The sequence below is a fragment of the Streptomyces sp. NPDC002680 genome, from assembly GCF_042889145.1.
Lineage (GTDB): Bacteria > Actinomycetota > Actinomycetes > Streptomycetales > Streptomycetaceae > Streptomyces > Streptomyces adonidis.
On sequence record NZ_JBIAQP010000008.1, the window covers coordinates 358,513 to 383,351 of the forward strand.

Below are 24,839 nucleotides of genomic sequence, written 5' to 3' on the forward strand. Positions count from 1 at the left end.
ACATTCGAGAACATCGCATGGTGTGTGTCAACTCCGCTTCCCTACCGTCCTGTTCATGGTGAAAGCACTCGGCTCGCAAGACATCGATCCCTTCACAGCCATGGAGTCCCTGAGAGCGGCGCTCGACCAGGTCGGCATCGTCCTCCCGTCTCTTGGTGTCGACGCGGCCTCGCCCGCCCTCGGCCTCGTGGAACTCGGGCGCGTACGCGCGGACGTGGCCCTGCGGTTGGCGCACGCGCTTCGGCACGGGGGCTCGGCGGTATGACAGTGAAGCGGCCGGTCGAAATCCTTGACCCCGAACAGACCGTGGCGATGCGCGATGCGGCGGTCCGGTTTCTCGGCGAAACGGAGTTGCCGCGGTACGAGACCGTGCAGCAGTCCGGGCACGCCTTCCACCGCGACCTGTGGCGGCTGATCCCTGGCGTCGAGCAGCTCGCCGGGTGTCTGTCCGGCGATGACGTGTCGGCGAACGTGGCGCTGGCCGGGGTCGGCGAGGCTCGGCGTCGGCTCGTCGAGATCGAACGTGCGGGTCTGAGCGGCGAGTTCGAGCGCGTCAAGCGGCTCGCCCGTTCTGTCGTCGCCCTCTGTGACCACCACGAGAACCTCACCGGCGTGCCTACATCCGGCTCAGCGAAGCCGCCGCGAACAGCACATCCCTGATCGCCTCCCTGTCGCCGTCCTGGCCCGCCGCCGCTTCCTCCGGGGACACGTGGCCCGCTGCCAGTTGGCAGAACTCCACGCCGTCCAGGGCCACATGGGCCACCTCGTGGGCCGCCGAGGGGAGGGCGGCCGGGGAGTCCAGGGGGATCAGCCATTCGCCGCCGCCGGAGCCCTCGATCTCCAGGCGGAGGCTTCGGCCGGGTTCGCCCGCCGGTACCAGGTGGCGGGTCGTTCGGCTCGGGGTCGCCAGGCCTGCCTGGCGGCGGGCCGCCAGGGCCTCCGGGAGCATGCGTGCCGCCAGGTCGATCATGCCGTGGAGGTGGCGGGGGGCCGGCGGGTCGTAGGGGTAGTCCACCGCTTCCGCGATGTCGCCCGCGTGCACCCAGCACTCGAAGGCGCGGTCCAGCATCGCCTCGTGCAACGGCAGTTCGAAGTCGCCGTACGGCACCGGCAGCTTTCCCGCGCCGCCGCCCGCGAAGGAGACCGTCCGGACGATTCCGTGGCTCTGCTCCCGCCATGGCATCCGTACCGAACGGGTCGGTGGGAAGTACGACGCCCGCCAGTACGCCTCCGTACGGCCCGCCGGAGTCGGGGTGACCGGCCCGTCCTGCTTGCCGGTCACCGGGTCGTCCAGGCCCAGTGCCACCGCCACCAGGCCGTCCACGCTCAGCAGATGCGCGATGACACCGGCGACCGTCGTCCGGCGCGTCGTCTGCTCGTCGCCCTCGAACCAGCGCAGGCGCACGGGCGCGTGCCACTCCGCGTCGCCGAAGTCCTGGAGCAGGGCGTCCAGGCGGGCGGTCTCCGCGTCGTACGGAGTCGCCCACTCCGGGACCGGGATGCGTGGCGGGCGTCGGTCCAGGCAGCCCTCCAGGACCCGGGTGCGCAGGGTCGGGTCCAGGTCGAGGGGTTCCGGGCGTTGCAGCAGTTCGACCGCCTCGCGCAGGCGCCTCGCCTCGTCCGCGCACGCTCCGCACTCTCCGAGGTGGTCCTCCACCGCCAACGTCTCCTCCGGCGCGCACGCCGCCAGCGCCCACGCCCCCAGCAGCGACCTCAGTACGTCGTGTTCCAGGATCAGAGGTACGGGGGGTCCTGGGGGTGCGACAGGCAGGGGGTGGCCTGTGTCCTCCACCGAGGAACGCGGCGTCGGTATGCGGGGCGGGCCGGTGCCCGCGCCCGGCGCCCTGCCGTTTCCGTCCTCGCCGCCGGGGCCCTGGGGGCCCTGCCCCTCGTACCCCTCCCGGTCCCCGTCCTCGTGACCCGCGCGGCTCACACCGCACCCCCGTATTCGGGGGGTGCCCCCGGTGTGCCGGTGTCGTGGGCCGTGGACAGGAGTTGGAGGCCCAGGCGGAGGCGGCGGCGGGCCTCGGCCTCCGTGACGCCCAGGTCGACGGCGGTCTGGCGGTAGTCGCGGCGGTCGAAGTACGCCAGCTCCAGGGCGGCGCGCAGCGGGGCCGGCATGGACGTGACGATGTAGTCGGCGCGGGCGGCGACGGAGGCCCGGCGGACCCGGCGTTCCAGTTCCTCCAGGGAACCCGTCGAGCCGGTGGCGCCTGCTGCCTCCGGGGAGTCCGGGTCGGTCAGCGCGGCCGTCTCCGTCTGGCGCAGGCGCTGCACCGCGAGGCGGTGGGTCAGGGTGGCCACCCAGGAACGCAGGGGGCCCTGCTTGGGGTCGTAGGAGTCGGGGTGCTGCCAGACGTGGGCGAAGACCTCGCGGGTGATGCAGTCGGCGGCCTGTTCGTCGGCCAGGACACGGTGGGCGAGGCCGTGCACGAGCGAGGCGAACCGGTCGTACAGCTCACCGAGTGCGGCGGCCTCCCCGCGCGCGAGCCGCTGCTGCATCTTGCGGTCCCAGCGGGGCGGTGTGTCCCTCTTCGCCATGCGGTCCCCTCACCCCCCAAACACTGTCCAGGTCCGGCGGTTGCCCACCCTCTCCTCGAATGTAGTCGGCCCCTCCGACAGCCCACTCCGCTTTGCGGCATTGTGCGCCCTCCGAGGAGCTCTGGATGGTAGAGAACCGACGGAGATCGACCGACGTTGACGTAATAAGCGCCTCTTTCGATCGAACAGGATCGTGCGTGACCGAAACAAGCCCCTTGCAAACCGCTTGCAAGTCTCTTGCGATCTTGGCCGAGTAGATGTGCGGTGTTTGGTGGCACGGCTGCTGGGCAGCCGCGTCGACAGGAAGCGTAGGAAAGGCTTCCGTTTCTGTCGCACAAATCTGTCGCACGAAGTCGGACGAGTCGGACGAGTTGAACGAGAGGCGTGATGGTGGCGTTCAAAGTGACCGACGGCGAGCGCGGCGGCTGGACCGTGCTTCAGGTGTCCGGAGAGATGGACCTGGTCACCTCGCCGGAGCTGCGCCAGCGGGTGCACGCGGCGGTGGCCGACGGCCGCCGCCGTATCGTCCTCGACCTCTCCGAGGTCGTCTTCTGCGACTCCAGCGGGGTCGGTGTTCTCATCGCCACCCGTCGGCTGCTGCGGTCCTGCCAGGGGCGACTGCGCCTGATCCTGCCCGCGCAGGGCATCGCGGACAGCGCCCACGCCCACCACGTCAACCGGGTCCTCGGCGCCCTGGGCGTCCGCCGGCTCTTCGACGTCTACGCGGACCTCGCCACGGCCGCCGACGAGACGGCGGCCCCGCTCTCCGCGCCCACCCACGTGTGACCGGGCTCCACACACAGGTGACCCACGCACGCGTGACCTGGCTCCACGCACATGTGACCCACGCGCGCGTGGCCTGCCCCCGTGCGCCCCACGCGCGCGTGACGCCGTTGTCGCGGAATTCCCCCAGTCTTGGCACAGGCGTCGTTTTCGTGTCCCGGACGTCACCTGCGCGTCGTACGCTCCGTGCGGGAAAAACTCTCGACGCGACTGCAGGACGCAGCCGCAGAACGCAGACGTAAGGCAGGCCCGACAGACATGGTCAGTTCCGAGTACGGGCGGAAGATCGCAGCCCGGTTCGCCACCTTCGACCAGGACGGCAACGGCTACATCGACCGGGCGGACTTCAACGTGGCGGCCAAGGCGCTGCTCGCCGAGTTCGCCACCCCCGCCCGGTCCGACAAGGGCCAGGCCCTCTACGGCGGTGCCGAGGCGTTCTGGCAGGGCATGGCGGGGATAGCGGACCGGGACGGCGACCAGCGGATCACCCGCGACGAGTTCGTGAACGGCGCCGTGAAGCGGCTGCGCGACAACCCCGGCCGGTTCGCCGAGATCGCCCGCCCCTTCCTGCACGCGGCCCTCGCCGTCGCGGACCTGGACGGCGACGGCGCGGCCACCGTCGGGGACGCCGTGCGTGTCCTCAGGGCGCTCGGCGTGCCCGAGGACATCGCCGCGACGGCCGCAGCGACCCTAGACACCGACGCGGACGGCCGGATCGCCGAGACGGAGATCGTCGACGCGTTCGCCCGCTACTTCACCGTCCCCGACTCGGACACGGGCGCCGACGAGGGCTCCGCGTAGCGTTCACGCAGCTTGTACTTGAGCACCTTCCGCAGGGTCTCGTTGCGCGGAAGGGCGTCCACCACCTCCAGCCGCTCCGGCAGCTTGTGCACGGACAGCCCTTCCGACCGCAGATACGAGGTCAGCGCGGCCAGCGTCAACTCCCCATCCTCCGCCGCCTGTTCCGCCTGTTCGACGACCGCGCACACCAACTCCCCGCGCTCCGCGTCCGGCAGGCCGATCACCGCCACGTCACCCACCCCCGGATGCGTGTGCAGCAGATCCTCGATCTCCTTCGCCGAGATGTTCTCGCCCTTGCGGATGATGACGTCCTTGAGTCGCCCGGTGAGGACCAAGTGCCCGCTCCCGGTGAGGAATCCGAGGTCACCGGTGCGCAGAAAACCGTCCGCGTCGAACGCCTCGGCGGTCTGCGCGGGGTCCAGGTACCCCTGGCACACGGCCTCCCCGCGCAGCCGCACCTCCCCGTCCACCACCCGTATCTCCATCCCCTCCGGCGGACGCCCCTCCGTCGTCGCCAGGTTCTCGACCGTGTCGTCCGGCGCCCCCATGGTGATCATCGGCACCTCGGTCATCCCGTACCCGTGCGTGAGCTGCACGCCCATCTCGCGTACGACGGAGTGGTAGACCTCCGGCGGCTTCGGCGCCCCGCCGCCCGCGAGCAGCCGCAGGGACGGGATCACCGGAACCCCGGGCTGCTTGCGCTGCTCGGCCAGGAACATGGAGTAGAACGCCGTGGACCCGCCGGCCACCGTCACCCCGTGCCTGCGGTACCCCTCCAGTGCGTCCGGCAGGGCGAACTGCTCGAACATCACGGCCGGGAACCCGTACAGGAGCAGCATCACCGTGTAGTCGGGGCCCGCGATATGGGCGTACGGGAAGGCCATCGAGCCGACGTCGGACGCCGTGAGCCGCAGTGCGTGCGCGAGGCACGAGCCGCCCGCGATGAGTGAACGGTCCGTGTGGAGCACGCCCTTGGGGTCGGAGGTCGTGCCCGAGGTCCAGTAGATCCAGCGGACGGAGGTGCCGTCGGCGGGCGGGAAGACGGTCAGTCCGCGCGGGTCGCCGTCCGGGAGGCTGTCGTACGCCTCGAAGACGCCCTTGGCGCCCAGTCGGCGTGCCATCGCGCCGTAGTCGAAGCCCCGCCACACGCCCGGTACCGCGAAGAACTCCGCCTTCGACTCCCGTAGCGCGAAGCCGACTTCGCGGTCCCGGTAGAAGGGGATGACCGGCGACTGCACGGCGCCCAGGCGGGCCAGTGCGAAGGACAGGATCGCCGTCTCCAGGCGGGTGGGCAGTTGCCAGGCGACGACCGTGCCGGGGCGTACGCCCATGTCGTACAGCCCGGCCGCCACCCGCTCGGCGCGGTTGTGGAGCTGCCCGAAGGTCAGGACGCGGTCGTCCTGGAGGAGTACCGGGCGGTGCGGGGTGAGGGCGGCACGCCGGGCCAGGAGGCTCCAGAGGGTGCGGGCCGAACCCAGGGCGTGCGCGGTGCCGGTGTCGACGTTCACGGGTGCCCCCTGTGGCTGACGGACAGTCAGATCGTGCCCGGGAGCGTAGGGCTTCACGCCTTGTCGGTCCATAGGCGCGGGACTAACCTTCTAGGGGTGCATAGAACTGACGGTCCGTCAGATAATCAAGACGGTTACCTGATCAAGACAGTCACCCATCGGCCAGGCGGAGGGGACCCATGACCGAACTGCCCCGCATCATCAGCGTCGACGACCACGTGATCGAACCCGCGCACCTCTTCGAGACCTGGCTGCCGGCCAAGTACCGCGACAAGGGACCGAAGCCCTTCACCGCCGGAATCGGTGAACTCGCCTACGTGGGCGGCAAGTACAGGTTCACCACCGACCCCGAGGGCCAGATCACCGACTGGTGGGAGTACGAGGGGCTGCTCTTCCCGTACAAGCGGATCATCGCGGCCGTCGGCTTCTCCCGGGACGAGATGACCCTCGACGGCATCACGCGCGAGCAGATGCGACGCGGCTGCTGGGACCCGAAGGCCCGCCTGGCGGACATGGACCTCAACCACGTCGAGGGCTCCCTCTGCTTCCCCACCTTCCCCCGCTTCTGCGGGCAGACCTTCGCCGAGGCCGAGGACAAGGAGGTCGCGCTCGCCTGCGTGCGCGCCTACAACGACTGGATGGTCGAGGAGTGGTGCGGCGACAGCGGCGGCCGGCTCATCCCGTTGTGCCTGATCCCGCTGTGGGACGTCGAGTTGGCGGTCGCGGAGATCCGGCGCAACGCCGAACGCGGGGTGCGGGCGGTGACGTTCTCCGAGATCCCGACCTACCTCGGGCTGCCGTCGATCCACTCCGGCTACTGGGACCCCTTCTTCGCGGTGTGCGAGGAGACCGGGACGGTCGTCAACATGCACATCGGCAGCAGCAGCCAGATGCCCGCCGCCTCTCCGGACGCCCCGCCCGCCGTACAGGCATCGCTGAGCTTCAACAACGCGATGGCGTCGATGATGGACTTCCTGTTCAGCGGTGTGCTGGTGAAGTTCCCGGCGCTCAAACTCGCGTACAGCGAAGGGCAGATGGGCTGGATCCCGTACGCCCTGGAGCGCGCCGACGACGTGTGGGAGGAGCACCGCGCGTGGGGCGGGGTCCGGGACCTCATCCCCGAACCCCCGTCGACGTACTACTACCGGCAGATCTTCTGCTGCTTCTTCCGCGACAAGCACGGCGTCGCCTCGATCGACGTCGTCGGCCGGGACAACGCCACCTTCGAGACCGACTACCCGCACGTCGACTCGACGTTCCCGCACACCAAGGAAGTTGCCCTCGACCATGTGAAGGGCCTCGACGACAAGACCGTCTACAAGCTGATGCGCGGCAACGCCATCCGGATGCTCGGCCTCGACCTGGACAAGTAGTGGACCTCTCCGACACTCCCCAAGAGGCGGAATTCCGGGCGCGGTTGAGAGAGTGGCTGGCCAAGGCGCTCCCCTCCCTCCCCGCGAAGCCCTCGCCCGACGACTGGCCCGGGCGGCGCGCGTACGACCTCGGCTGGCAGCGGACGCTGTACGACGCCGGGTACGGCGAGGTCCACTGGGGCGCCGACCCCGCCGTACGGATGATCTTCCTGGAGGAGACCGAGAAGGCCGGCGCGCCCTATGTGGGCGCCAACTTCGTCGGGTTGCTGCACGCCGGGCCGACCGTCGCCGCCGAGGGGAGCGAGGAGCAGAAGGCGCGCTGGCTGCCTGCCGTGCTGCGCGGCGAGGAGGTCTGGTGCCAGGGGTTCAGCGAGCCGGACGCCGGTTCGGACCTCGCGGCGCTGCGCACACGTGCTTGGCGCGACGGCGACGAGTACGTGGTGAGCGGCTCCAAGATCTGGACCTCGCACGCCGAAGTCGCCGACTGGTGCGAGCTGTTGGTGCGGACCGACCCCGACGCGCCGAAGCACCGCGGGATCACCTGGCTCGCCATGCCCATGGACGCGCCGGGCATCACCGTACGGCCGCTGCGCACGCTCGCCGGGACGGACGAGTTCGCCGAGGTCTTCCTCGACGAGGTCCGGGTGCCCGTCGCCAACCGGGTCGGCGAGGAGAACGACGGCTGGCGCGTGACCATGGTGACGCTGTCCTTCGAGCGCGGTACGGCGTTCGTGGGGGAAGTGGTCGCCTGCCGTCGCGTGCTGGGTGAACTCGCCCTGGCGGCACGGGAGAACGGGCGCTGGGACGACCCCGTACTGCGGCGGCGGCTCGGGCGGCTGAACGCCGAGTTCCGGGCGCTGTGGCGGCTGACGCAGTGGAACGTCAGCGAGGCGAGCGAGGGGGTGCCGGGGGTCGGCGGGTCGGTGTTCAAGCTGCGGTACTCGCACGCCCGGCAGGAGTTGTACGAGGCGGCGGCGGAGGTCCTGGGGGACTGGTCGGCGCTGGATCTCGAACGGCCCTGGGTGCTCGACCGGTTGTCCTCCCTCTCGTACACCATCGCCGCCGGCACCTCCCAGATCCAGCACAACATCCTTGCCGAACGCGTTCTCGGGCTGCCGAAAGGGCGGTGACCTCGCACATGCGGTTCCAACTCACCGAAGACCAGCGGGCGTTGCGGGAGGGCGTACGAGGGCTGCTGTCGGGGCGCTTCGGGCGCGAGCGGCTCCGGGCGGCCATGGAGGGGGAGGTTGCACCTGACCTCGACCGGGAGTTGTGGCGGGAGTTGGGGGCGGTCGGGTTCTTCTCGCTGCGGTTGCCCGAGGCGGCGGGCGGGGTCGGACTCGGGCTGCCCGAGGCGGTGTTGGTGTTCGAGGAGGCGGGGCGCGTACTGCTGCCCGGGCCGCTGATCGCCACCCATCTCGCGGCGGGCGTCGTGCCGGGCGCGGCGACGGGGGAGACGGTGGTGACCGGCGTCGACGGGGGCGGGGTGGTGGAGTGGCTGGCGGCGGCCGACGTCGTACAAGGGGACGCCGGAGGGGCGGTACCCGTGCGGTCGGTGGATCCGCTCACGCCGCTGCACCGGGTCGCCGCCGACCCGGACTCCCCGTCGGAGGGCGGCTGTACGGACGTACTCCTGACCTCTCTCCTCACCGCCGCCGAGCAACTCGGTACCGCCGCCCGGGTGTGCGAGCTGGCCGTGCGACATGCTCGGACCCGTGAGCAGTTCGGGCGGCCGATCGGGGCCTTCCAGGCGGTGCAGCATCTGTGCGCCGGGATGCTGGTGCGGGTCGAGGTGGCGCGGGCGGCGGTCTACGCGGCCGCCGTCACCGTCGACCCGGCGGACATCGCGGCGGCCCGGCTGCTGGCCGACGAAGCCGCCGTACGCGGGGCCCGCGACTGCCTTCAGGTACACGGAGGGATGGGCTTCACCTGGGAATCGGACGTTCATCTGTATCTGAAACGGGCGTGGGTACGGGCCCGGCGACCCGGTTCGGTGACGGAGTGTGAAGAGTTGCTCGCCGCTGAGTTACTGGCCGAGGTGTCGTGACGGGACCTGGAACCCGGGCCGGAGCTGGGATCGGTCGACGGTGGCCGGATTCATGTCATGGATCGTGGCGTGATGGAAGTGTGATGAAAATGTGCGGTAGTTACTGAGCGTCGATACCGGGTTGTGTCCTTCGCGGGACTCGTCACGGCCCGGAGTCGTGTGTTCGCTCCGGTACCTTCTGTGGGATGCGAGCGGTTCCGAGGTCGAGCCAGCACGGTGTTGCCCCTGGGGCGGCCCCGGATCCGGCAGTGCGCGCCGCTCGCGGGGCGGGTCGGAGGTTCGTACCCGCCTGTTCGACTTCCCGTGACGAGCGTCGCACAGTATGCCGCAGGCGTACTCCTTCGCGTTGGAATATGCCCGAAGCGCTTGTTGGGGTGACTGTACGTCAACCATGCTTTCTCGTAAGGGACTCACGTTCCGTGATCCCTGATCTGGCCGTTGGCCCAACCGTTGTTCTGGGCATGCAGAAAATGGCTACGATCGTGGCCCTCGTGCGGCGCGGGGCGATGTGTCCGCCGGTTCGGATGGTGTGAGCGGTGCAGGTGCTTCAAGTGCAGCTGGAGATCCGGCCCGACCCCGCGGAGGTGGGGCGGGCCCGGAGATGGGCGCGGTCACGGCTTGCCGGGTCCGGGGTCGCGGACGACGAGCCGCTGGCCGAGACGCTGATCCTCCTTGTCTCCGAGCTGGTCACCAACGCGGTGGTGCACACCGGGTGTCCGGCGGTGCTGCGGCTGTCGTTCCAGGGCGCGCCGGGTGTCTCCGGTGCGCAGAGCGTCTCGGGTGCGCAGGGGGTGGTGGCCGGCGGGTTCGTCCGGCTGGAGGTCGCCGACCTGAGCCCCTGTCCGCCCGCGCCCCGGCACGCCGAGGGCGACGAGACCAACGGGCGCGGCCTGGAGCTGGTCGACGGGCTCGCCGACCGCTGGGGGTGGAGTCCCGAGGGTGTCGGCAAGCGCATCTGGTGCGAGCTGGACCGATGTCCGGCCCCTCCGGCGCCGTACGGAGGCGGGAGTGGGAGCGCGGTGGCGGCCACGGCTTCGGCCACGGCATCCGCCACGGCCGCGACCAGGGCTTCGGCTTCGACTTCGGTCACTGCTTCCACGTACGGGGGCATGGCGGCGTACGAAGCCGTGTGACGTCTGCGTCTGTGGCCTGTTGATGCGGCGCTCGGCGGGGCACGGGTGCAGAAATGCCCGGTTTTCCGGCCGGGTGTGGTGCGGTGCGCCGGGGTGTGCCCCTGTGCGCGGTTGTCGCAAAAAGGGCGTAAGCGATAAATCCCCGAACGGGTGTTGACGTGACGTGACCACTTGAACACGCTTGTGTTCAGCGCGATTCGCCGTGAGGGGACGGCGAGGGTTTCGGTGACGGGGGCCCTCGGCGAGTGCGGATCGCGGTTCGGCGTCGGCCTCCTCAGGGTCAAGGGGGGTGGGGTGGGAACGCCGAAGGCGGGTGGCGGCGCGCGATGCCGTACTTGGGGGTGGGCAGTGGCGCGCCGCCGGCCGGCCGGCGGGGGCTAGAGGATCGCCACGGGCGCGACGGGGCTGCCCGTGGCGCCCGTGAAGGGTTCCGGGGTCGCCGACAGCAGGAACTCATAGCGGTTCTCTTGTCCACAGGCTGTGGACAACTTTTCGAGATTCCAGTTCTGGCCCTGTGGCATCCCCATCTCCACCAGGTCGAGCGCGTGTACGGGCATCCAGAGATCCTCCGACTCCGGCGGAAATATCTCAAAGGTCAGCGTGTCGTTCGCGACCGCCGCGACGTCCCGTGCGTGGAACCACTCCGGCGTACGGATCGACAGCCCGGGCGAGGGGTACGTGTACCCGTGCTTGTCCCCGGCCAGGTACACCTGCATCTGCCCGGTCCGTACGAGCACGATGTCACCGGCTCGTACGCGTGTTCCGGCGAGTTCCTCCGCCGCCTCCAGGTCCTCCGGGGTGACCGCGTGCCCCCCGTCGAGCCGGTCGACGCCCCGCGCGCGGGCCACGTCCAGCAGCACCCCGCGCGAGACGACGTGCCGTGCCTTGTCGGCGCCGGCGAACTCGGCGCCGGAATGGGCCGTGATGCTGCTCGCCGGGCGCCCGTTGTAGAGCTTCCCGGAGTGGGAGGCATGGGCCAGGGCGTCCCAGTGGGTGCCCGCCTGGAGCCCCAGGGTCACGATGTCGTCGCTGGTCGCGACGGTTCCGGAGCCCGGCGGCCCGAACAGCTCCTGGTTGATCTGGATCATCGCGTGTACGGGGTTCAGCCGGCCCGGAATCGCCCCGGTCTGGACGCCGTCCTGCTGGAGGGGGAGGGCGAGCGGGACGCGTCGGCCCGTGCGGACGGTGGCGGCGGCCTCGCGGACGACCTGGTCGGTGATGAGGTTGAGGGTGCCGATCTCGTCGGCGTCCCCCCAACGCCCCCAGTTGTTCACGCGTTTGGCGATGGCGTGGAACTCGGCCGGCAATGACATGAGTCCGGTTCCTTCCTGGAGTCCGGTCGCTCCCGGGGCTTGCCTCCGGATGTCTGACGGGCCATAAAATCTAACGGTCCGTCAGAAACCGCGGGAAGGGGCCGGCATGGGGAACTTCTTGGCAGGCAAGGTGATCGCCGTGACCGGCGCGGGGCGGGGAATCGGCCGGGCGGTGGCGTTGGGTGCGGCGGCCGAGGGTGCGCGGGTCGTCGTCAACGACTACGGGGTGTCGATGGACGGCGCGTCCCCGACCAGCGAGATCGCCGAGGGCGTCGTCAAGGAGATCGAGGCGGCGGGCGGGGAGGCGGTCGCGGTGGCCGACGATGTCTCGACGATGGCGGGCGGCCAGCGGGTCGTCGACGTGGCGGTCTCGTCGTACGGGCGACTGGACGGTGTGGTCTGCGTCGCCGGGATCCTGCGCGAGCGGATGCTGTTCAACATGTCCGAGGAGGAGTGGGATCCGGTCGTCGCCACGCATCTGAAGGGCACGTTCACGGTGTTCCGGGCGGCGTCGGCGGTGATGCGGAAGCAGCGGGCGGGGACGCTGATCGGGTTCACCAGTGGGAACCATCAGGGGTCGGTTTCGCAGGCCAACTACAGCGCGGCGAAGGGCGGGATCATCTCGCTGGTGCGGAGCGCTGCGCTTGGCTTGCACAAGTACGGGGTGAGTGCGAACGCGGTTGCGCCTGTTGCTCGTACGCGGATGTCGGCGAATGTCCCCATGGAGTTGGCGGAGATCGGGGAGCCGGAGGATGTGGCGGCGTTGGTGGTTTATCTGCTGTCCGATCGTGCGGCGGAGCAGGGGATTACTGGGCAGGTGTACACGGTTGCGGGGCCGAAGATCGCGGTTTGGGCGCAGCCGCGGGAGTTGCGTTCCGTGTATGCCTCTGGTGGGTGGACGCCGGAGAAGGTTGCGGAGTTCTTGCCTGGGTCTGTGGGGGTGGATCCGATGCCGATGCTTGTGCGGTTGGAGGAGATGGAGCGGGCCGCGCGGGAAGGGGCTCGGCCCAACGCCCAGTAGCTCGGGGGTGCGTGTGGTTTGGCGGGTGCGGGTGCGTTGTGGCTGATCGCGCAGTTCCCCGCGCCCCTGGGTGGGTGTCGGCGTCCGGCGTTTGGAGGGGAGCCTCGTGGAGTTTGGATTCAGTGCCGTTGATGAGGAGTTCCGTCGGGAAGCTCGGGGGTGGCTCTGTGCGCATGTTGAGGGGGCCGGTGATCGGCGGGCCTGGGAGCGGGTGTTGGGGAAAGCTGGGTGGATCGGGCTCTCCTGGGGGGAGGAGGGGTACGGGAATCGCAGTCTCTGTCTGACTCAGCAGGTTGTCTGGGCTGAGGAGTATGCACGGTCTGGGGCGCCTGTGCGGTCCGGGCATATTGGGGAGAATCTGCTTGCGCCTACGTTGCTCGCGCATGGGAGCGAGGAGCAGCGGGCGCGGTTTCTGCCGCCGGTTGCCGCCGGTGAGGAGTTGTGGTGTCAGGGGTACAGCGAGCCCGGGGCGGGGTCCGACCTTGCCGGGGTGAGTACCAAGGCTGAGCGTGCGTCTGACGGGACGTATCGGATCAGCGGTCAGAAGATCTGGACCTCCCTTGCCCACGAGGCCGATTGGTGCTTCGTACTCGCTCGTACGGAGGCGGGGTCGAGGCGGCATCACGGGCTCTCGTTTCTGCTCGTACCCATGGACCAGCCCGGGCGGATCGAGGTCCGTCCCATTCGGCAGATGACCGGGACCAGTGAGTTCAACGAGGTCTTCTTCGACGGGGCGCATGCGCGGGCGGAGCATGTCGTCGGCGGTGAGGGGGGCGGCTGGGGCGTCGCGATGAGTCTGCTCGGGTTCGAGCGTGGCGTGTCGACGTTGGCCCAACAGATCGGGTTCGCCGGGGAGTTGGGGCGGGTGGTGCGGGCGGCCGTCGACAGCGGCGCGGTGGCGGATCCCGTCGTACGGGAGCGACTCGTGCGGCAGTGGGCCGAGTTGCGGGTGATGCGGTGGAACGCCCTGCGGACGTTGGGGGGTTCGGCGGATGTCGGCGGCGCGGCGAGCGTGGCCAAGCTGCTGTGGGGCGGGTGGCATCAGCGGCTGGGGGAGCTGGCGATGCTGGTGCGGGGGGCGGCCGCGGGGGTGGGGCCGGTGGAGTGGTCGGCCGAGGCGCCCTACGAACTCGACGCCGCGCAGCACCTGTTCATGTTCTCCCGGGCCGACACCATCTACGGCGGCTCCGACCAGATCCAGCGCACGATCATCGCCGAGCGCGTGCTCGGTCTGCCCAGGGAGTCCAGGGAAGCCAAGGGAATCAAGGGGGTTGGCTGATGCGCGGGGTGTTGTTCGACGGGAAGCAGGTCCAGGTCGTCGACGATCTGGAGGTGCGGGAGCCGGGGGCGGGGGAGGTGCTGGTCGCCATCTCGGCCGCGGGGCTGTGTCACAGTGACCTCTCCGTCGTCGACGGGACCATTCCCTTTCCTGTTCCTGTCGTGCTCGGGCACGAGGGCGCGGGGGTGGTGGAGGCCGTCGGGGACGGTGTCACGCATGTCGTACCCGGGGACCACGTGGCCCTGTCGACGCTCGCCAACTGCGGTGCGTGCGCGGAGTGCGACCGGGGGCGGCCGACCATGTGCCGGCAGGCGATCGGGCGCCCCGGGCGGCCGTTCACTCGGGGCGGGCGACCGGTGTTCCAGTTCGCGTCCAACTCGGTCTTCGCGGAACGGACGGTGGTGAAGGCCGTGCAGGCGGTGCGCATCCCGAAGGACATCCCCATGTCCTCCGCCGCGCTCATCGGGTGTGGGGTGCTGACCGGGGTGGGTGCCGTGCTCAACCGGGCCAAGGTGGACCGCGGGGACAGTGTGGTGGTGATCGGTACGGGTGGGGTCGGGCTGAACGTCCTTCAGGGGGCGCGGATCGCGGGGGCCCTGCGGATCGTCGCTGTGGACGCGAACCCGGCCAAGGAGGAGGTGGCCCGGCGGTTCGGCGCGACCCACTTCCTGACGTCCACGGAGGGGGTACGGGAGGTTCTGCCGCCGGGTGCCGACCATGTGTTCGAGTGCGTGGGGCGCGTGGAACTCGTACGGCAGGCCATCGACCTGCTCGACCGGCACGGTCAGGCGGTGCTGCTCGGCGTACCGCCCGCCACCGCCGAGGCGTCCTTCCTCGTCTCGTCGATGTACCTGGACAAGTCGATCCTGGGCTGCCGGTACGGGTCCTCGCGGCCCCAGCGGGACATCGCGCTGTACGCCGAGCTGTACCGCGAAGGGCGGCTGCTGCTCGACGAGTTGGTGACCGAGACGTATCCGGTCGAGGACTTCGAGAAGGCGGTGGGGGACGCGGAGGCGGGGCGGGTGGCTCGGGGGGTGCTGACGTTCTGAGGGGCGAGGGGTGCCTTCTAGCGCTCTTTGAGTGGGGCATGCCAGGAGTTGTCCACAGGTGCCGGAAAACCCCTGGGGCGTTGTCGGTGCCGACCTCTACCTTCGGCCCATGAGCTATCGCGACGTCGCCTCGAAGCAGGTCCTGATCTGGGCCTGCACCTCCGTGGGTGCTCGGGTGCCGGTGGCCATGGCTCCGCTGGCCCTGGTGTTCCTGGTGCGCGAACGCCCGGGTGGCTATGCCCTGGGCGCCGCGCTCGCCGCCGCGTTCGTGATCGGGGAGATGATCGGCGCTCCGGTCGTCGGCCTGCGGCTGCGTCCCGACCGGGCCCGTCCTCAGCTGGCTGCGGCACTCGCGGCCGGGACCGCCGGATTCGTGGGGCTCGGAGTGCTGCCGGGGGCGCATCCCGTGACCCTCGCCGCGTTCGCGTTCCTGGCCGGTGGGGCTCCGGCCGCGGTCGCCGGCGGGCTGCGCGCGATGCTCACGACCCTGGTCCCGGCGCGTGCCGTGACGCAGGCACTGTCCACCGAGTCCATGCTGAACTCCGGTATATGGGCCGTCTCCCCGGCCGCCGTCACCGGCCTCGCGCTGGGCGTGGCGCCGCGCGTCCCGCTGCTCCTCGCCGCCGCGCTGATGGCGTCGTCGATCGTGGGCCTGTGGCTGCTTCCGGCGGGCTGGGCGGTACCCGACGAGCACCGGACGGAGGGGACGGGGAGGAGGGGCCCTTCGCTGCTCGGGCTGCTGGTCGCCGCCTGGCCGGTGTACGTCACGGGTGCGGCCGGGCTCACCCTGCTCGGCCTGGCCGAACTCGTCCTGCCCGCGCTGCTCGAACAGCGCGGCATCGGCGTCGGCTGGTCCGGCCCGATCCTGACCGGACTGGCGGTGGGCGCGGGACTGGGCGCCTTCCTCTACGGCGTCCGGGCCTGGCCGGGACGGCTGCGGACCCGAAGCGTGGTGCTGATCGGCGGCATGTCGGTCTGTGTGACCGCCGCCGCGCTGATACCGGACACGGCCGGGATCGCCGTAGCGCTGGCCGTGGGCGGCATGCTCCAGTCGGGCGCGCTGGTCACCCGCAATCTGTCCCTGCGCGAGGTGCTTCCGGCCAGTGCGCTGGCCGCGGGCTACTCGGTCATGTACGCGGCCGCCAGCGCGGGTTACGCGGCGGCGGGTTCGCTCGCGGGCGCCCTGCTCCAGGTGACGGCACCGTCCACGGCCGTCCTGGCCGGCGTGGCCCTGACGCTGGTGCTGACGGGGGTCGGATGGTGGGGCGAGATACGTTCTGGTGACCGTTCGGCGCGGGACTCGGCGCCGGGCTCAGCGCATGGCGCCGATCCGGTCGCTCCCGCCCGCCCCCACGCCCCCGGACGGGAAGGTACCCCCGGACCGGAAGGTACGGCGATACGCGGTCGGCGTGACGCCGAGGATCGCCTGTAGGTGCTGCCGCATCGACTGGGCCGTGCCGAAGCCCGCGTCCCGGGCCACCTGGTCGACGGACAGGTCGGTGGACTCCAGGAGATGCCGGGCCCGTTCCACGCGCTGCTGGGTGAGCCACTGGCCGGGGCTGACGCCGACCTCCTCACGGAACCGGCGCGTGAACGTCCGTACCGACATCGACTCCTGCTCGGCCATGTCGCGCAGCTGGAGCGGTTCGTGGAGCCGGCCCAGGGCCCAGGCGCGGGCGCCGGTCGTGGTCGCCAACTGGGGTGCCGGTACCGGGCGTTGGATGTACTGGGCCTGCCCGCCGTCCCGGTGCGGCGGTACGACCGTACGGCGGGCCACCTCGTTGGCGACGGCGGCGCCGTGGTCGCGGCGCACCATGTGCAGGCACAGGTCGAGCCCCGCCGCGACACCGGCAGAGGTCAGCACGTCGCCGTCGTCGATGAACAGGACGTCCGCGTCGACCTCGACCTTCGGGAAGGTCCGCTGGAAGTGCTCGGCGTCGGCCCAGTGCGTGGTGGCCGGGCGGCCGTCGAGATGTCCGGCGGCGGCGAGGACGTACACGCCGGTGCAGATGGAGGCGAGCCGGGTGCCGGGCCGGATGTGGGCGACGGCGGCGGCCAGTTCGTCGGTCAGCACGCCCTCCTCGAAGACCGGGCCGAGCTGGTATGACGCCGGGACGATCACCGTGTCGGCGGTGGCCAGGGCCTCCGGGCCGTGGGCGACCTGGATGGCGAAGTCGGCGTCGGTCTCGACCGGGCCCGGCGGGCGGATCGAGCAGGTCACGACCTCGTACAGATGCCGGCCCCGGGCGTCCTTGGGGCGGCCGAAGATGCGGTGCGGGATGCCCAGCTCGAAGGGGAGCAGACCGTCGAGGGCGAGGACTACGACGCGGTGGGGGCGGAAGTCCGCGTGCCCTTGTGGGCGGGTGGAGGCTTGAGGACGGGTGGGGGTGATGGCCATGGCCCGATCCTAGCGAATGCTGTCTCTCCGGCCACTCGTTCGGGGAGTTCGCAGGTCGGAAGCTTGACGGCGTGACGACGACAGAGACATCCGACGCCGCCGGTACTGCTGATGCCTCCGGTACCGCTGCTGCCGCCAGTGATCTCCGGAAGCCGGGCCTGGGGCCTCGCCCCCGCATCCACCGGGCGTGGTTCGTCGCCGCCGTGGCGTTCGTGACGATCATCGGTGCCGCCGCCTTCCGTTCCCTGCCCGGCCTGCTCATCGACCCGTTGCACGACGAGTTCGACTGGTCGCGCGGCACGATCGGCGCCGCCGTCTCCATCAACCTGGCGCTGTACGGGCTGACGGCGCCGTTCGCCGCCGCGCTGATGGACAGGTTCGGCATCCGGCGGGTCGTGGCGGTGGCCCTCGCGGTCATCGCGCTGGGCTCGGGCCTGACCGTGTGGATGACGGCGGCCTGGCAACTGATGCTGTGCTGGGGCCTGTTGGTGGGCCTGGGCAGCGGTTCGATGGCGCTGGCCTTCGCGGCGACGGTCACCAACCGCTGGTTCACGGAGCGCCGGGGCCTGGTGACGGGCATCCTCACGGCCGCCTCTGCCTCGGGCCAGCTGATCTTCCTGCCGCTGCTGTCGTGGATCATCGAGACGTACGACTGGCGCCCGGCGGCGGTCACGGTGTCCCTGGCCGCCCTGACGGTCATCCCCTTCGTCTGGCTGCTGCTGCGCGACCACCCGGCGGACGTGGGCCTGAAGCCGTACGGGGCGCGGGAGTTCGTACCGAAGCCGGCCCCCGTACAAGGCGCGGCGCGCCGCACGGTGAAGGTTCTCTTCTCGGCGATGCGCACGGGCCCGTTCTGGCTCCTGGCAGGCACCTTCGCGATCTGCGGAGCCTCGACGAACGGCCTGATCCAGACCCACTTCGTACCGGCGGCCCACGACCACGGCATGCCGATAACGGCAGCCGCCTCGCTCCTGGCGGTCATCGGGGTCTTCGACGTGGTCGGCACGATAGCCTCCGGCTGGTTCACCGACCGCTACGAACCGCGTCGACTGCTGGCGGTGTACTACGCGCTGCGAGGGGTCTCGCTCCTCTTCCTCCCGATGCTGCTGGCACCCTCGATCCACCCGCCGATGATCTTCTTCATCGTCTTCTACGGCCTCGACTGGGTCGCCACGGTCCCGCCCACGATCGCCCTGTGCCGCGAGCACTACGGCGACGACAGCGCGATCGTCTTCGGCTGGGTGCTCGCTTCGCATCAGGTGGGGGCGGCGTTTGTGGCCTTCCTGGGTGGCATGGCGCGGGATGTCTTCGGGTCGTACGACGTTGTCTGGTATGCGTCGGGGGCGTTGTGTGCGGCTGCGGCGTTGATGGCGTTGGTTATACGGCGGCGGCCGGTGGGCGGGGTGGTGGGGGCCTTGGCCTGAGGGATTCCGGCGGCGGGGGACCGTGACACCCCGTCAACGCCCGGGAGCAGCGGCAACCGATTCAATGACGCCATGCCAGGTCCGGCGGTAGCCCTCTCGGAGAGGCCCGCCGACCAGGTCGAGGATCTCCATGGCCGCGTCGATCAGGCGCTCGGGGTCTCCCGACTCGCACAGGTGCAGGTGCCCTTCCAGCAGGGCGGCCCCACGCTCCGCGTCTGCCTCCAGAAGGCGTCGCGGCAACCACTTCCCGCGACCGATCCAGGCGTGGTGGTGGTCGCAGAGCAGGTCGGCCGCTGTGTCGAGAACGAACCCGGCCACTGCCAGCCGCTCGATGCGGTCTCCCGCGTCAGCGAGATCGTCCAGGGCGTCCGTCAGCCCGTACCGCTTCGTCTCGACCGTCCCCGGTTCCAGTGCCGGCGGCCCCTTTCGGAGGTTCGCTTCGGCCAGGGCACGCGCACGCTCGGCCTCACCATTCGTGTCGACCAGGACGATCCCGGCGGCGTACATGCTCATCAGGACCGCACGACGTGCGGCGACGTCCGCCGCGAAGAGCTCCATGAGACCGGCACGGGTGTGGACGAAGAGCTCCACGACACGTCCCTCGAACCGAATCGTCTCCCGACAGGTCTCGCCACCGTCCTCGACGAGGACCGCTATGTCCAAGTCACTGCGGGGAGTGGCCCGCCCGGCAGCCGTCGACCCGGCGAGGATCACGGCGAGCGCATCGGGGAAGAGCCCCTGGGCGAGACGTCGCGCTTGGTCGACGGGTTCCGTGCTCATGGCGAAATGGTTCCAGGGTCCTTGATCGACCGCGACCGGGTTTTCCTGCCCACGGAATGGTCGACCGGATCGGTACCCGACCGTGTCATACCCGGGCGCGGAACCGCACCGACCCCCTGCGCGCGGCCAGCGCCGCGGGAGTCACGTCGCTGTGGAGGTTGGCGGCTGCCTGAGGGCGTCCTGGTCGTCCTCGAGTCGGGTGAACCGCCCGCGATGGAACAGCAGCGGGGGGTCCTCGTCGTCGCCCGTCCCCAGCGACTCCACTCGCCCCACGACGATCAAGTGATCGCCGCCCGTATGCACCGCCTGGATCGTGCAGTCGACCCAGGCGGCGGCGCCCGCGAGGCGGGGGGAGCCGGAGACGGGCGTCGGCTCGTGGTCGACGCCCGCGAACTTGTCCGTGCCGCTCCGCGCGAAACCGCGGCACAACTCGCCCTGCCCGGCGCCCAGTACGTTGACGCAGAAGACGCCCGCGCGGGCGATCAGCGGCCACGTCCTCGACGTACGGCCGACCATGAAGACGACGAGGGGCGGGTCGAGGGAGAGGGCGGCGAAGGACTGGCAGGCGAAGCCGGCGGGGGCGGTCTCGCCTTCGGCGGGCGGGGCGGTGATGACGGTGACGCCGGTCGCGAAGTTGCCCAGTACGCGCCGGAATTCGGCCGGTGCGACCGGCGCCCGCTCGTCGTCGCCGACGGCCCGTAAGTTCGGCCGGGGCAGCGCTTCGACGGGGGCCGCGACCGTGGGTGCGCCGGCCGATCTGAGATAACGGACGGCAGCCGCCGCCATTCCCGCTTGTCCCAACATACGTTCCATTGGAACTGACGGATCGTCAGAAGTGAAGCCCTGTAGGGGAGTCAGCTGCCGTTGTAGCGAGGGGTTCGGCGTTCCACGAAGCTTGCGACGCCTTCCGTCGCGTCCGCCGTCGTCATGTTGATCTCCTGGGCGGTGGCCTCGGCGGCGAAGGCCGACGTGCGGTCGCTGTCGAGGGAGGCGTTGATCAGCTGCTTGGTGAGGGCGAGGGTGCGGGTCGGGCCCGTGGCCAGGCGTTCCGCCCATTCGCGGGCCGTCTTGTGGAGGTCCTCCGCCGGTACGACCCGGTTGACCAGGCCCAGACGTTCCGCGTCCGGGGCGGTCAGCGCGTCGCCGAAGAACATCAGCTCCTTCGCACGCTGGGGGCCGATCAGGCGGGGGAGGAGGTATGCGCCGCCGCCGTCGGGGACCAGGGCCCGGCGTACGAACACCTCTATGAAACGGGCCTGTTCGGTGGCTAGAACCAAGTCGCAGGCGAGCGCCAGGTGGGCGCCCAGGCCGGCCGCCGTGCCGTTCACCGCCGCGATCACCGGCTTCTCGCAGTCCAGGACCGCCGAGATCAGGCGCTGGGCGCCCTGGCGGATGACCCGGGCCACGTCACCTGCGATCCGTTCGCCGGTGGACTGACCCCCGCCTCGCAGGTCCGCGCCCGTGCAGAAACCCCTGCCCGTGCCCGTGAGGACGACCGCTCGTACGGTGGGGTCGGCGGAGGCGTCCGAGAAAAGTTGGATCAGGCGTTCTCGCTGGTCAGGGGTGATGGCGTTGAGGGTTTCGGGGCGGTTGAGGGTGATCCACGAGACCTGATTGTCAGTGGCGTGCAGTACCAATGACTCAACGGGCTCAACGGATTTTTCGGGGGAGGAAGTCATGGGGGTGCTGCTCCGTTTTCTACGGTGGCTAGGGCAGTGGCTGGTCGGAGTCCCCGTCCGGTCCCGGGCCGCACACCGCGAGCGCGTCCAGCGCCACCGCGCCCTGCCCCCTGGGCAGCACCATCAGCGGGTTGATGTCCAGCTCCGCCAGCTCGTCCCCGAGTTCCAGGGCCATGCGCTGCACCCGCATCACGACCTCGACGAGCGCGTCCAGGTCGGCCGGGGGGCGCCCCCGGACCCCGTCCAGCAGGGCCCGCCCGCGCAGCTCGGTCAGCATGTCCCGCGCCTGCTCCTCGCCGAAGGGCGGCACGCGTACGGCGGTGTCCCGCAGGACCTCGACGAGGACACCGCCGAGTCCTACCGTCACCGTCGGGCCGAACAGGTCGTCGTGCGTGACGCCGACGACCATCTCGACGCCCCGCTCGACCATCTGGCACACGAGTACGCCGTCCAGGGCCACGTCCTCGTAGCGGGCGATGTCGGTCAGCTCGCGGTAGGCGTCGCGGACCTGGCTGGCCGAGGTCAGCCCGATCTTCACCAGGCCGAGTTCCGTCTTGTGGGCGATCTGGCCGCCCGACGCCTTCATCACCACCGGGTAGCCCACCAGCCCCGCCGCCCGGACGGCCGCCGCCGCGCTGGTCACCAACTGCTCGCGCGGTACGCGGATTCCGTACGCGCGCAGGAGCAGTTTGGCCGCGTGTTCGCTCAGTGTCTCGCCCGGTCGCATCAGCGCCCGCGCCTTGCGGAAACTCGGGGACGGGGTGCGCGGGGCCTCGTCGAAGGGGGAGCGGTAGGAGGCGGTGAAGCGGGCGTGGTCGAGGTGGGCCCGGACCGCCGTCACACAGTTCGCGAAGGTGCGGAAGGTGGCCACGCGGGAGGAGCCGAGCAGGGTCTCGCGGTACGCCGACTCCGTGCCGACCGGCGACCCCCAGATCACGCACACCAGCTTGTCCGTCTGCTCGGCCGCCTCCACGAGGTCGCGCGCGAGCTTGTCGCTCATCGGGGGGAAGGGGCCGGTGATCGGACAGACCAGGACCCCCACCTCGGGGTCGGCGAGGATCGCGTCGATGATCTTCCGGCCGCGCCAGTCGCCGACCGGATGCCCGCCGCTGTCGACGGGGTTGGCCACGTTCAGGTAGTCGGGTATCCACTCGTGGAGTTCGGCCTGCTTGGCGGTGGACAGCTGCGGGAGGTGCAGCCCCGCCTCGGTCGCCAGGTCCGCGAAGTGCGCGCCCGTGCCGCCAGAGATCGAATAGACGGCGACCCCGTCGGCGAGCGGGCGGCGGGCGCGGGCCAACAGGGCTGACGTGTCCTGGAGTTGGTCGAGTCCGTCGACGCGGATCACTCCGTACTGCCGCATCGCCGCGTCCACCACCGTGTCGGCGCCGGTCAGTTTGCCGGTGTGGGAGGCGGCGGTGCGGGCGCCGGTCTCGGTGCGGCCCACCTTGACGGCGACGACCGGGACTCCGCGCCGGGCGGCCCGGTCGGCGGCCAGGAGAAAGGAGCGGCCGTCCTTCAGGCCCTCGACGTAGCAGGCGATGGCGCCCACCTCGGGCTGTTCGGAGAAGTACGAGATGAAGTCGGCGGTCTCCAGATCGGCCTCGTTGCCGGTGGGGGCCCAGTGCGAGAGGCGGATGCCGAGTTCCTGGAGGGCGAAGACGGGGCGGCCCTGGTGGCCGGACTGGGTGATCAGGGCGATCGCCGGGCCGTCGAGGTCCTCGCGGAAGTGCTCGAAGGCGTTGAGGTTGGTGTTCGGACCGAGGAGCCGGAGACCGGAGCGGCGTACGGCGGCTGTCAGCCGGGCCTGTGCCTCCGCGCCCGCCTCGCCCGTCTCCGCGAACCCCGAGGCGAAGGCGACGGCGAACTTCACCTTGGCCTCGGCGAGTTGCTCGACCACGGGAAGGGGATCGGCGACCAGGAGCACGGCGAGATCGACCTGCTCGGGCAGGTCGGCGACGGAAGGGAAGCAGGGTATGCCGAAGACGGCCTCGCGGGTCGGGTGCACCGGGTGCAGCCGGGCACCGACCCGCTCGGCCCACGCCAGCAACTGTCGGGTGATACCGGTGTTCGGCCGCCCCTCGGCGTCCGAGGCACCGACCACCGCCAGGGACTCGGGCCGGAAGAAGCGGTCGAGATCGGGCACGCCGGCGTACAGCGGCCGGCCGCCGACGTCGAGATCGTCGACATCGGCGGGCCTGCCGTGCACGACCGGCGAGGGCTGCTCGCCGCAGGCGATGACCCGGGCCCGGCGGGAGTCGGTGGTGAGGGTGCCGTGGGTTGATCCAAGCATCGGTCCGCCCGCTCCTGTGTGACAGCCAATTAACTGACGCAGTGTCAGGTTACTGAACTGACACTGTGTCAGGAACCGCTGTGCACACAGAAGCTGTGGAAAGGCCCCGGCGGTGAGGCGGGCGGCCGGGCTCGGTCAGCCGCGTACGGCGGCCTGCCGTGCCACCGCCTTCGCGATGCGTGCCGCGTCGATCGCCATTTCCCGGAACATGCCGCTGATGGGGTTGGTGTAGCCGGTGAAGAAGAGCCCTGGCGCGTTCTTCGGGGAGTGCGGGCCGTGGACGACCGGCTTGCCGCGGGTGTCGAGTACGTCGAGGTGGCCGACGAGGCCTTCCAGGCCGCGGAGGTAACCGGTGGCGGCGATGACGGCGTCCGGTTCGAGGTGCTCGCCGTCGGCGAGGACGACCTTGCCGTCCTCGAAGCCCTCCACCGCGGCGACGATCTGGACCCGCCCCTTGCGCACGGCGTCGATGAGGCCGACGTCCTGGACCGGGATCGAGCCGGCGGTGACGCGCGAGTACAGGCCGGTGTCCGGGCGGGGCAGGCCGTGGGCGGACAGGTCGGGGACGCTCACCTTGGCCATCGGGCCGGCGAGCTTGTCTACGAGGCGTACCGGCAGCCGTCGTACGAGGATGCCCGTGAACTGGGCCGCCCAGCCGGCCGTGGACCGCCGCACGATGTGCGGAGCCGTACGGACCGACAGCCGCACCCGGGAGGCCCCGCCCTCGATCAGGTCGACGGCGATCTCGGCGCCGGTGTTGCCGATGCCGACGACGAGGATGTCGCGGCCGGCGTAGGGCGCGGGGTTGCGGTACTGGGCGGCGTGCAGCAGTTCGCCGCGGTAGGCGTCGCGCCCGGGCCAGTCGGGAATCCGGGGTGTGTGGTTGGTCCCGGTGGCGATGACGACCGCGCTGCCGGTCAGCTCGCGCCCGCCGGTGGCGTGCAGCAGCCAGCCGGTGCCGTCGGCGGTCCGCTCGACCCGGGACACCTCGACGCCGGTGACGACCTCCAGCTCGTGGTACTCGGCGTACTTGTCCAGGTAGCGCACGACGTCGTCCCGCGACACCCATCGCCCGAAGGAACGCGGCATCGGCAGGCCCGGCAGCGAGGACAGCCGCCGGGTGGTGTGCAGATGCAGCCGGTCGTAGTGCCGCCGCCAGGACGTCCCGACCCGCTCCCCCCGCTCCAGCACCACGGCCCGCACCCCCTGGGCCCGCAGCGCGTACGCGACGGCGAGACCACCGGGCCCGCCGCCGATGACGTACACGGGAGGCGTAGAAGTCGAGGTCGAAGGCGCTGTCGAGGAGTCGGTCATGTGCCTGAGCGTATTCACCTGATCACTTGTTGGGTCTCGGTCAAGCTCGGAATTGGTTGCGGATTGATCACGACTGCGGGAGGAGTGGGTGGGTCGAGTGGCGTAG

At 70.7% G+C, this 24,839-nt stretch carries 23 protein-coding genes; 13 read left to right on the forward strand and 10 right to left on the reverse strand.

The features are described 5' to 3' along the window. The first annotated feature begins 55 nt into the window (after positions 1-55). Both ACFYXF_RS22945 and ACFYXF_RS22950 read left to right on the forward strand, forming a co-directional pair. Positions 56-265, forward strand: a complete 210-nt coding sequence (locus tag ACFYXF_RS22945; protein WP_389351793.1) for a hypothetical protein — start codon at positions 56-58, stop codon at positions 263-265. Then, on the forward strand, positions 262-660 hold the full coding sequence (locus ACFYXF_RS22950; RefSeq protein ID WP_389351795.1) for a DUF6415 family natural product biosynthesis protein: 399 nt from the start codon (positions 262-264) through the stop codon (positions 658-660). Before ACFYXF_RS22945 ends, ACFYXF_RS22950 begins: the two co-directional genes overlap by 4 nt. On the opposite strand, the gene ACFYXF_RS22955 is transcribed toward ACFYXF_RS22950, so the two are convergent. Both ACFYXF_RS22955 and ACFYXF_RS22960 read right to left on the reverse strand, forming a co-directional pair. Beyond that, the gene (locus ACFYXF_RS22955; protein WP_389351797.1) at positions 617-1,933 is read right to left on the reverse strand and encodes an MDMPI N domain containing protein; all 1,317 of its coding nucleotides are present in this window, start codon (positions 1,931-1,933) and stop codon (positions 617-619) included. The two genes, ACFYXF_RS22950 and ACFYXF_RS22955, sit on opposite strands and share 44 nt — an antisense overlap. After that, positions 1,930-2,541: a sigma-70 family RNA polymerase sigma factor gene (locus ACFYXF_RS22960; RefSeq protein WP_389351799.1), complete on the reverse strand. Its 612-nt coding sequence runs from the start codon at positions 2,539-2,541 to the stop codon at positions 1,930-1,932. The genes ACFYXF_RS22955 and ACFYXF_RS22960 overlap by 4 nt, the downstream gene beginning before the upstream one ends. Positions 2,542-2,925: 384 nt before the next feature. Here ACFYXF_RS22960 and ACFYXF_RS22965 point away from each other — a divergent pair, with 384 nt between their 5' ends. Continuing rightward, complete coding sequence (locus tag ACFYXF_RS22965) at positions 2,926-3,327, forward strand: STAS domain-containing protein (RefSeq protein ID WP_389351801.1); 402 nt, start codon at positions 2,926-2,928, stop codon at positions 3,325-3,327. Between the two features lie 255 nt (positions 3,328-3,582). Beyond that, positions 3,583-4,125: an EF-hand domain-containing protein gene (locus tag ACFYXF_RS22970; protein WP_389351803.1), complete on the forward strand. Its 543-nt coding sequence runs from the start codon at positions 3,583-3,585 to the stop codon at positions 4,123-4,125. Here ACFYXF_RS22970 and ACFYXF_RS22975 read toward each other — a convergent pair. Further along, positions 4,074-5,633 carry a class I adenylate-forming enzyme family protein gene (locus ACFYXF_RS22975; protein ID WP_389351805.1) on the reverse strand — a complete coding sequence of 520 codons (1,560 nt, stop codon included), beginning with the start codon at positions 5,631-5,633 and terminating at the stop codon, positions 4,074-4,076. The genes ACFYXF_RS22970 and ACFYXF_RS22975 overlap by 52 nt on opposite strands. Positions 5,634-5,812: 179 nt before the next feature. Here ACFYXF_RS22975 and ACFYXF_RS22980 point away from each other — a divergent pair, with 179 nt between their 5' ends. The 4 genes from ACFYXF_RS22980 (at position 5,813) to ACFYXF_RS22995 (ending at position 10,186) form a co-directional block, all read left to right on the forward strand. Then, positions 5,813-7,006: an amidohydrolase family protein gene (locus ACFYXF_RS22980; RefSeq protein WP_389351806.1), complete on the forward strand. Its 1,194-nt coding sequence runs from the start codon at positions 5,813-5,815 to the stop codon at positions 7,004-7,006. Next, entirely contained in the window at positions 7,006-8,136 is a 1,131-nt protein-coding gene (locus ACFYXF_RS22985) for an acyl-CoA dehydrogenase (protein WP_389351808.1), read from the forward strand. The genes ACFYXF_RS22980 and ACFYXF_RS22985 overlap by 1 nt, the downstream gene beginning before the upstream one ends. An 8-nt stretch (positions 8,137-8,144) precedes the next feature. Next, entirely contained in the window at positions 8,145-9,053 is a 909-nt protein-coding gene (locus ACFYXF_RS22990) for an acyl-CoA dehydrogenase family protein (RefSeq protein WP_389351810.1), read from the forward strand. Positions 9,054-9,589: 536 nt separating this feature from the next. Further along, complete coding sequence (locus tag ACFYXF_RS22995) at positions 9,590-10,186, forward strand: ATP-binding protein (RefSeq protein WP_389351811.1); 597 nt, start codon at positions 9,590-9,592, stop codon at positions 10,184-10,186. Between the two features lie 377 nt (positions 10,187-10,563). Here ACFYXF_RS22995 and ACFYXF_RS23000 read toward each other — a convergent pair whose 3' ends face one another. Further along, a complete protein-coding gene (locus ACFYXF_RS23000; protein ID WP_389351813.1) occupies positions 10,564-11,499 on the reverse strand; it encodes a cyclase family protein in 936 nt (311 codons plus the stop codon). A gap of 106 nt (positions 11,500-11,605) precedes the next feature. On the opposite strand from ACFYXF_RS23000, the gene ACFYXF_RS23005 reads away from it, so the two are divergent. The 4 genes from ACFYXF_RS23005 to ACFYXF_RS23020 all read left to right on the forward strand — a co-directional run bounded on the left by ACFYXF_RS23005 (position 11,606) and on the right by ACFYXF_RS23020 (position 16,280). Further along, positions 11,606-12,520, forward strand: coding sequence for an SDR family NAD(P)-dependent oxidoreductase (locus ACFYXF_RS23005; RefSeq protein WP_389351815.1), 915 nt, complete (start codon positions 11,606-11,608; stop codon positions 12,518-12,520). A gap of 106 nt (positions 12,521-12,626) precedes the next feature. After that, entirely contained in the window at positions 12,627-13,799 is a 1,173-nt protein-coding gene (locus ACFYXF_RS23010; protein ID WP_389351817.1) for an acyl-CoA dehydrogenase family protein, read from the forward strand. Next, a complete protein-coding gene (locus tag ACFYXF_RS23015; protein ID WP_389351818.1) occupies positions 13,799-14,848 on the forward strand; it encodes a Zn-dependent alcohol dehydrogenase in 1,050 nt (349 codons plus the stop codon). Before ACFYXF_RS23010 ends, ACFYXF_RS23015 begins: the two co-directional genes overlap by 1 nt. Before the next feature lie 109 nt (positions 14,849-14,957). Continuing rightward, positions 14,958-16,280, forward strand: a complete 1,323-nt coding sequence (locus ACFYXF_RS23020) for an MFS transporter (protein WP_389351820.1) — start codon at positions 14,958-14,960, stop codon at positions 16,278-16,280. On the opposite strand, the gene ACFYXF_RS23025 is transcribed toward ACFYXF_RS23020, so the two are convergent. Then, on the reverse strand, positions 16,161-17,246 hold the full coding sequence (locus ACFYXF_RS23025) for a GlxA family transcriptional regulator (RefSeq protein WP_389351822.1): 1,086 nt from the start codon (positions 17,244-17,246) through the stop codon (positions 16,161-16,163). The two genes, ACFYXF_RS23020 and ACFYXF_RS23025, sit on opposite strands and share 120 nt — an antisense overlap. A gap of 71 nt (positions 17,247-17,317) precedes the next feature. Here ACFYXF_RS23025 and ACFYXF_RS23030 point away from each other — a divergent pair, with 71 nt between their 5' ends. Beyond that, on the forward strand, positions 17,318-18,670 hold the full coding sequence (locus ACFYXF_RS23030; RefSeq protein ID WP_389351824.1) for an MFS transporter: 1,353 nt from the start codon (positions 17,318-17,320) through the stop codon (positions 18,668-18,670). A 33-nt stretch (positions 18,671-18,703) separates the two neighbouring features. On the opposite strand, the gene ACFYXF_RS23035 is transcribed toward ACFYXF_RS23030, so the two are convergent. The 5 genes from ACFYXF_RS23035 to ACFYXF_RS23055 all read right to left on the reverse strand — a co-directional run bounded on the left by ACFYXF_RS23035 (position 18,704) and on the right by ACFYXF_RS23055 (position 24,733). Continuing rightward, positions 18,704-19,450: a nucleotidyltransferase domain-containing protein gene (locus ACFYXF_RS23035; RefSeq protein ID WP_389351826.1), complete on the reverse strand. Its 747-nt coding sequence runs from the start codon at positions 19,448-19,450 to the stop codon at positions 18,704-18,706. A 141-nt stretch (positions 19,451-19,591) separates the two neighbouring features. Further along, positions 19,592-20,254: a flavin reductase family protein gene (locus ACFYXF_RS23040; RefSeq protein WP_389351828.1), complete on the reverse strand. Its 663-nt coding sequence runs from the start codon at positions 20,252-20,254 to the stop codon at positions 19,592-19,594. Positions 20,255-20,304: 50 nt separating this feature from the next. After that, positions 20,305-21,129 carry an enoyl-CoA hydratase/isomerase family protein gene (locus ACFYXF_RS23045; protein ID WP_389351830.1) on the reverse strand — a complete coding sequence of 275 codons (825 nt, stop codon included), beginning with the start codon at positions 21,127-21,129 and terminating at the stop codon, positions 20,305-20,307. A gap of 28 nt (positions 21,130-21,157) precedes the next feature. Continuing rightward, positions 21,158-23,419, reverse strand: coding sequence for an acetate--CoA ligase family protein (locus tag ACFYXF_RS23050; RefSeq protein WP_389351832.1), 2,262 nt, complete (start codon positions 23,417-23,419; stop codon positions 21,158-21,160). 135 nt (positions 23,420-23,554) lie between these two features. Beyond that, positions 23,555-24,733, reverse strand: coding sequence for a flavin-containing monooxygenase (locus ACFYXF_RS23055; RefSeq protein WP_389351834.1), 1,179 nt, complete (start codon positions 24,731-24,733; stop codon positions 23,555-23,557). Positions 24,734-24,839: the final 106 nt, after the last annotated feature.

Bases quoted from the DNA above. Each gene is read 5' to 3' on its own strand.
- ACFYXF_RS22960 (WP_389351799.1), bottom strand. From the start codon at position 2,541: ATGGCGAAGAGGGACACACCGCCCCGCTGGGACCGCAAGATGCAGCAG.
- ACFYXF_RS23020 (WP_389351820.1), top strand. From the start codon at position 14,958: ATGAGCTATCGCGACGTCGCCTCGAAGCAGGTCCTGATCTGGGCCTGC.
- ACFYXF_RS23025 (WP_389351822.1), bottom strand. From the start codon at position 17,246: ATGGCCATCACCCCCACCCGTCCTCAAGCCTCCACCCGCCCACAAGGG.
- ACFYXF_RS23050 (WP_389351832.1), bottom strand. From the start codon at position 23,419: ATGCTTGGATCAACCCACGGCACCCTCACCACCGACTCCCGCCGGGCC.
- ACFYXF_RS23000 (WP_389351813.1), bottom strand. From the start codon at position 11,499: ATGTCATTGCCGGCCGAGTTCCACGCCATCGCCAAACGCGTGAACAAC.
- ACFYXF_RS22970 (WP_389351803.1), top strand. From the start codon at position 3,583: ATGGTCAGTTCCGAGTACGGGCGGAAGATCGCAGCCCGGTTCGCCACC.
- ACFYXF_RS22950 (WP_389351795.1), top strand. From the start codon at position 262: ATGACAGTGAAGCGGCCGGTCGAAATCCTTGACCCCGAACAGACCGTG.
- ACFYXF_RS23035 (WP_389351826.1), bottom strand. From the start codon at position 19,450: ATGAGCACGGAACCCGTCGACCAAGCGCGACGTCTCGCCCAGGGGCTC.
- ACFYXF_RS23005 (WP_389351815.1), top strand. From the start codon at position 11,606: ATGGGGAACTTCTTGGCAGGCAAGGTGATCGCCGTGACCGGCGCGGGG.
- ACFYXF_RS23045 (WP_389351830.1), bottom strand. From the start codon at position 21,129: ATGACTTCCTCCCCCGAAAAATCCGTTGAGCCCGTTGAGTCATTGGTA.
- ACFYXF_RS22990 (WP_389351810.1), top strand. From the start codon at position 8,145: ATGCGGTTCCAACTCACCGAAGACCAGCGGGCGTTGCGGGAGGGCGTA.
- ACFYXF_RS22980 (WP_389351806.1), top strand. From the start codon at position 5,813: ATGACCGAACTGCCCCGCATCATCAGCGTCGACGACCACGTGATCGAA.
- ACFYXF_RS22945 (WP_389351793.1), top strand. From the start codon at position 56: ATGGTGAAAGCACTCGGCTCGCAAGACATCGATCCCTTCACAGCCATG.
- ACFYXF_RS23015 (WP_389351818.1), top strand. From the start codon at position 13,799: ATGCGCGGGGTGTTGTTCGACGGGAAGCAGGTCCAGGTCGTCGACGAT.
- ACFYXF_RS23055 (WP_389351834.1), bottom strand. From the start codon at position 24,733: ATGACCGACTCCTCGACAGCGCCTTCGACCTCGACTTCTACGCCTCCC.
- ACFYXF_RS23040 (WP_389351828.1), bottom strand. From the start codon at position 20,254: ATGTTGGGACAAGCGGGAATGGCGGCGGCTGCCGTCCGTTATCTCAGA.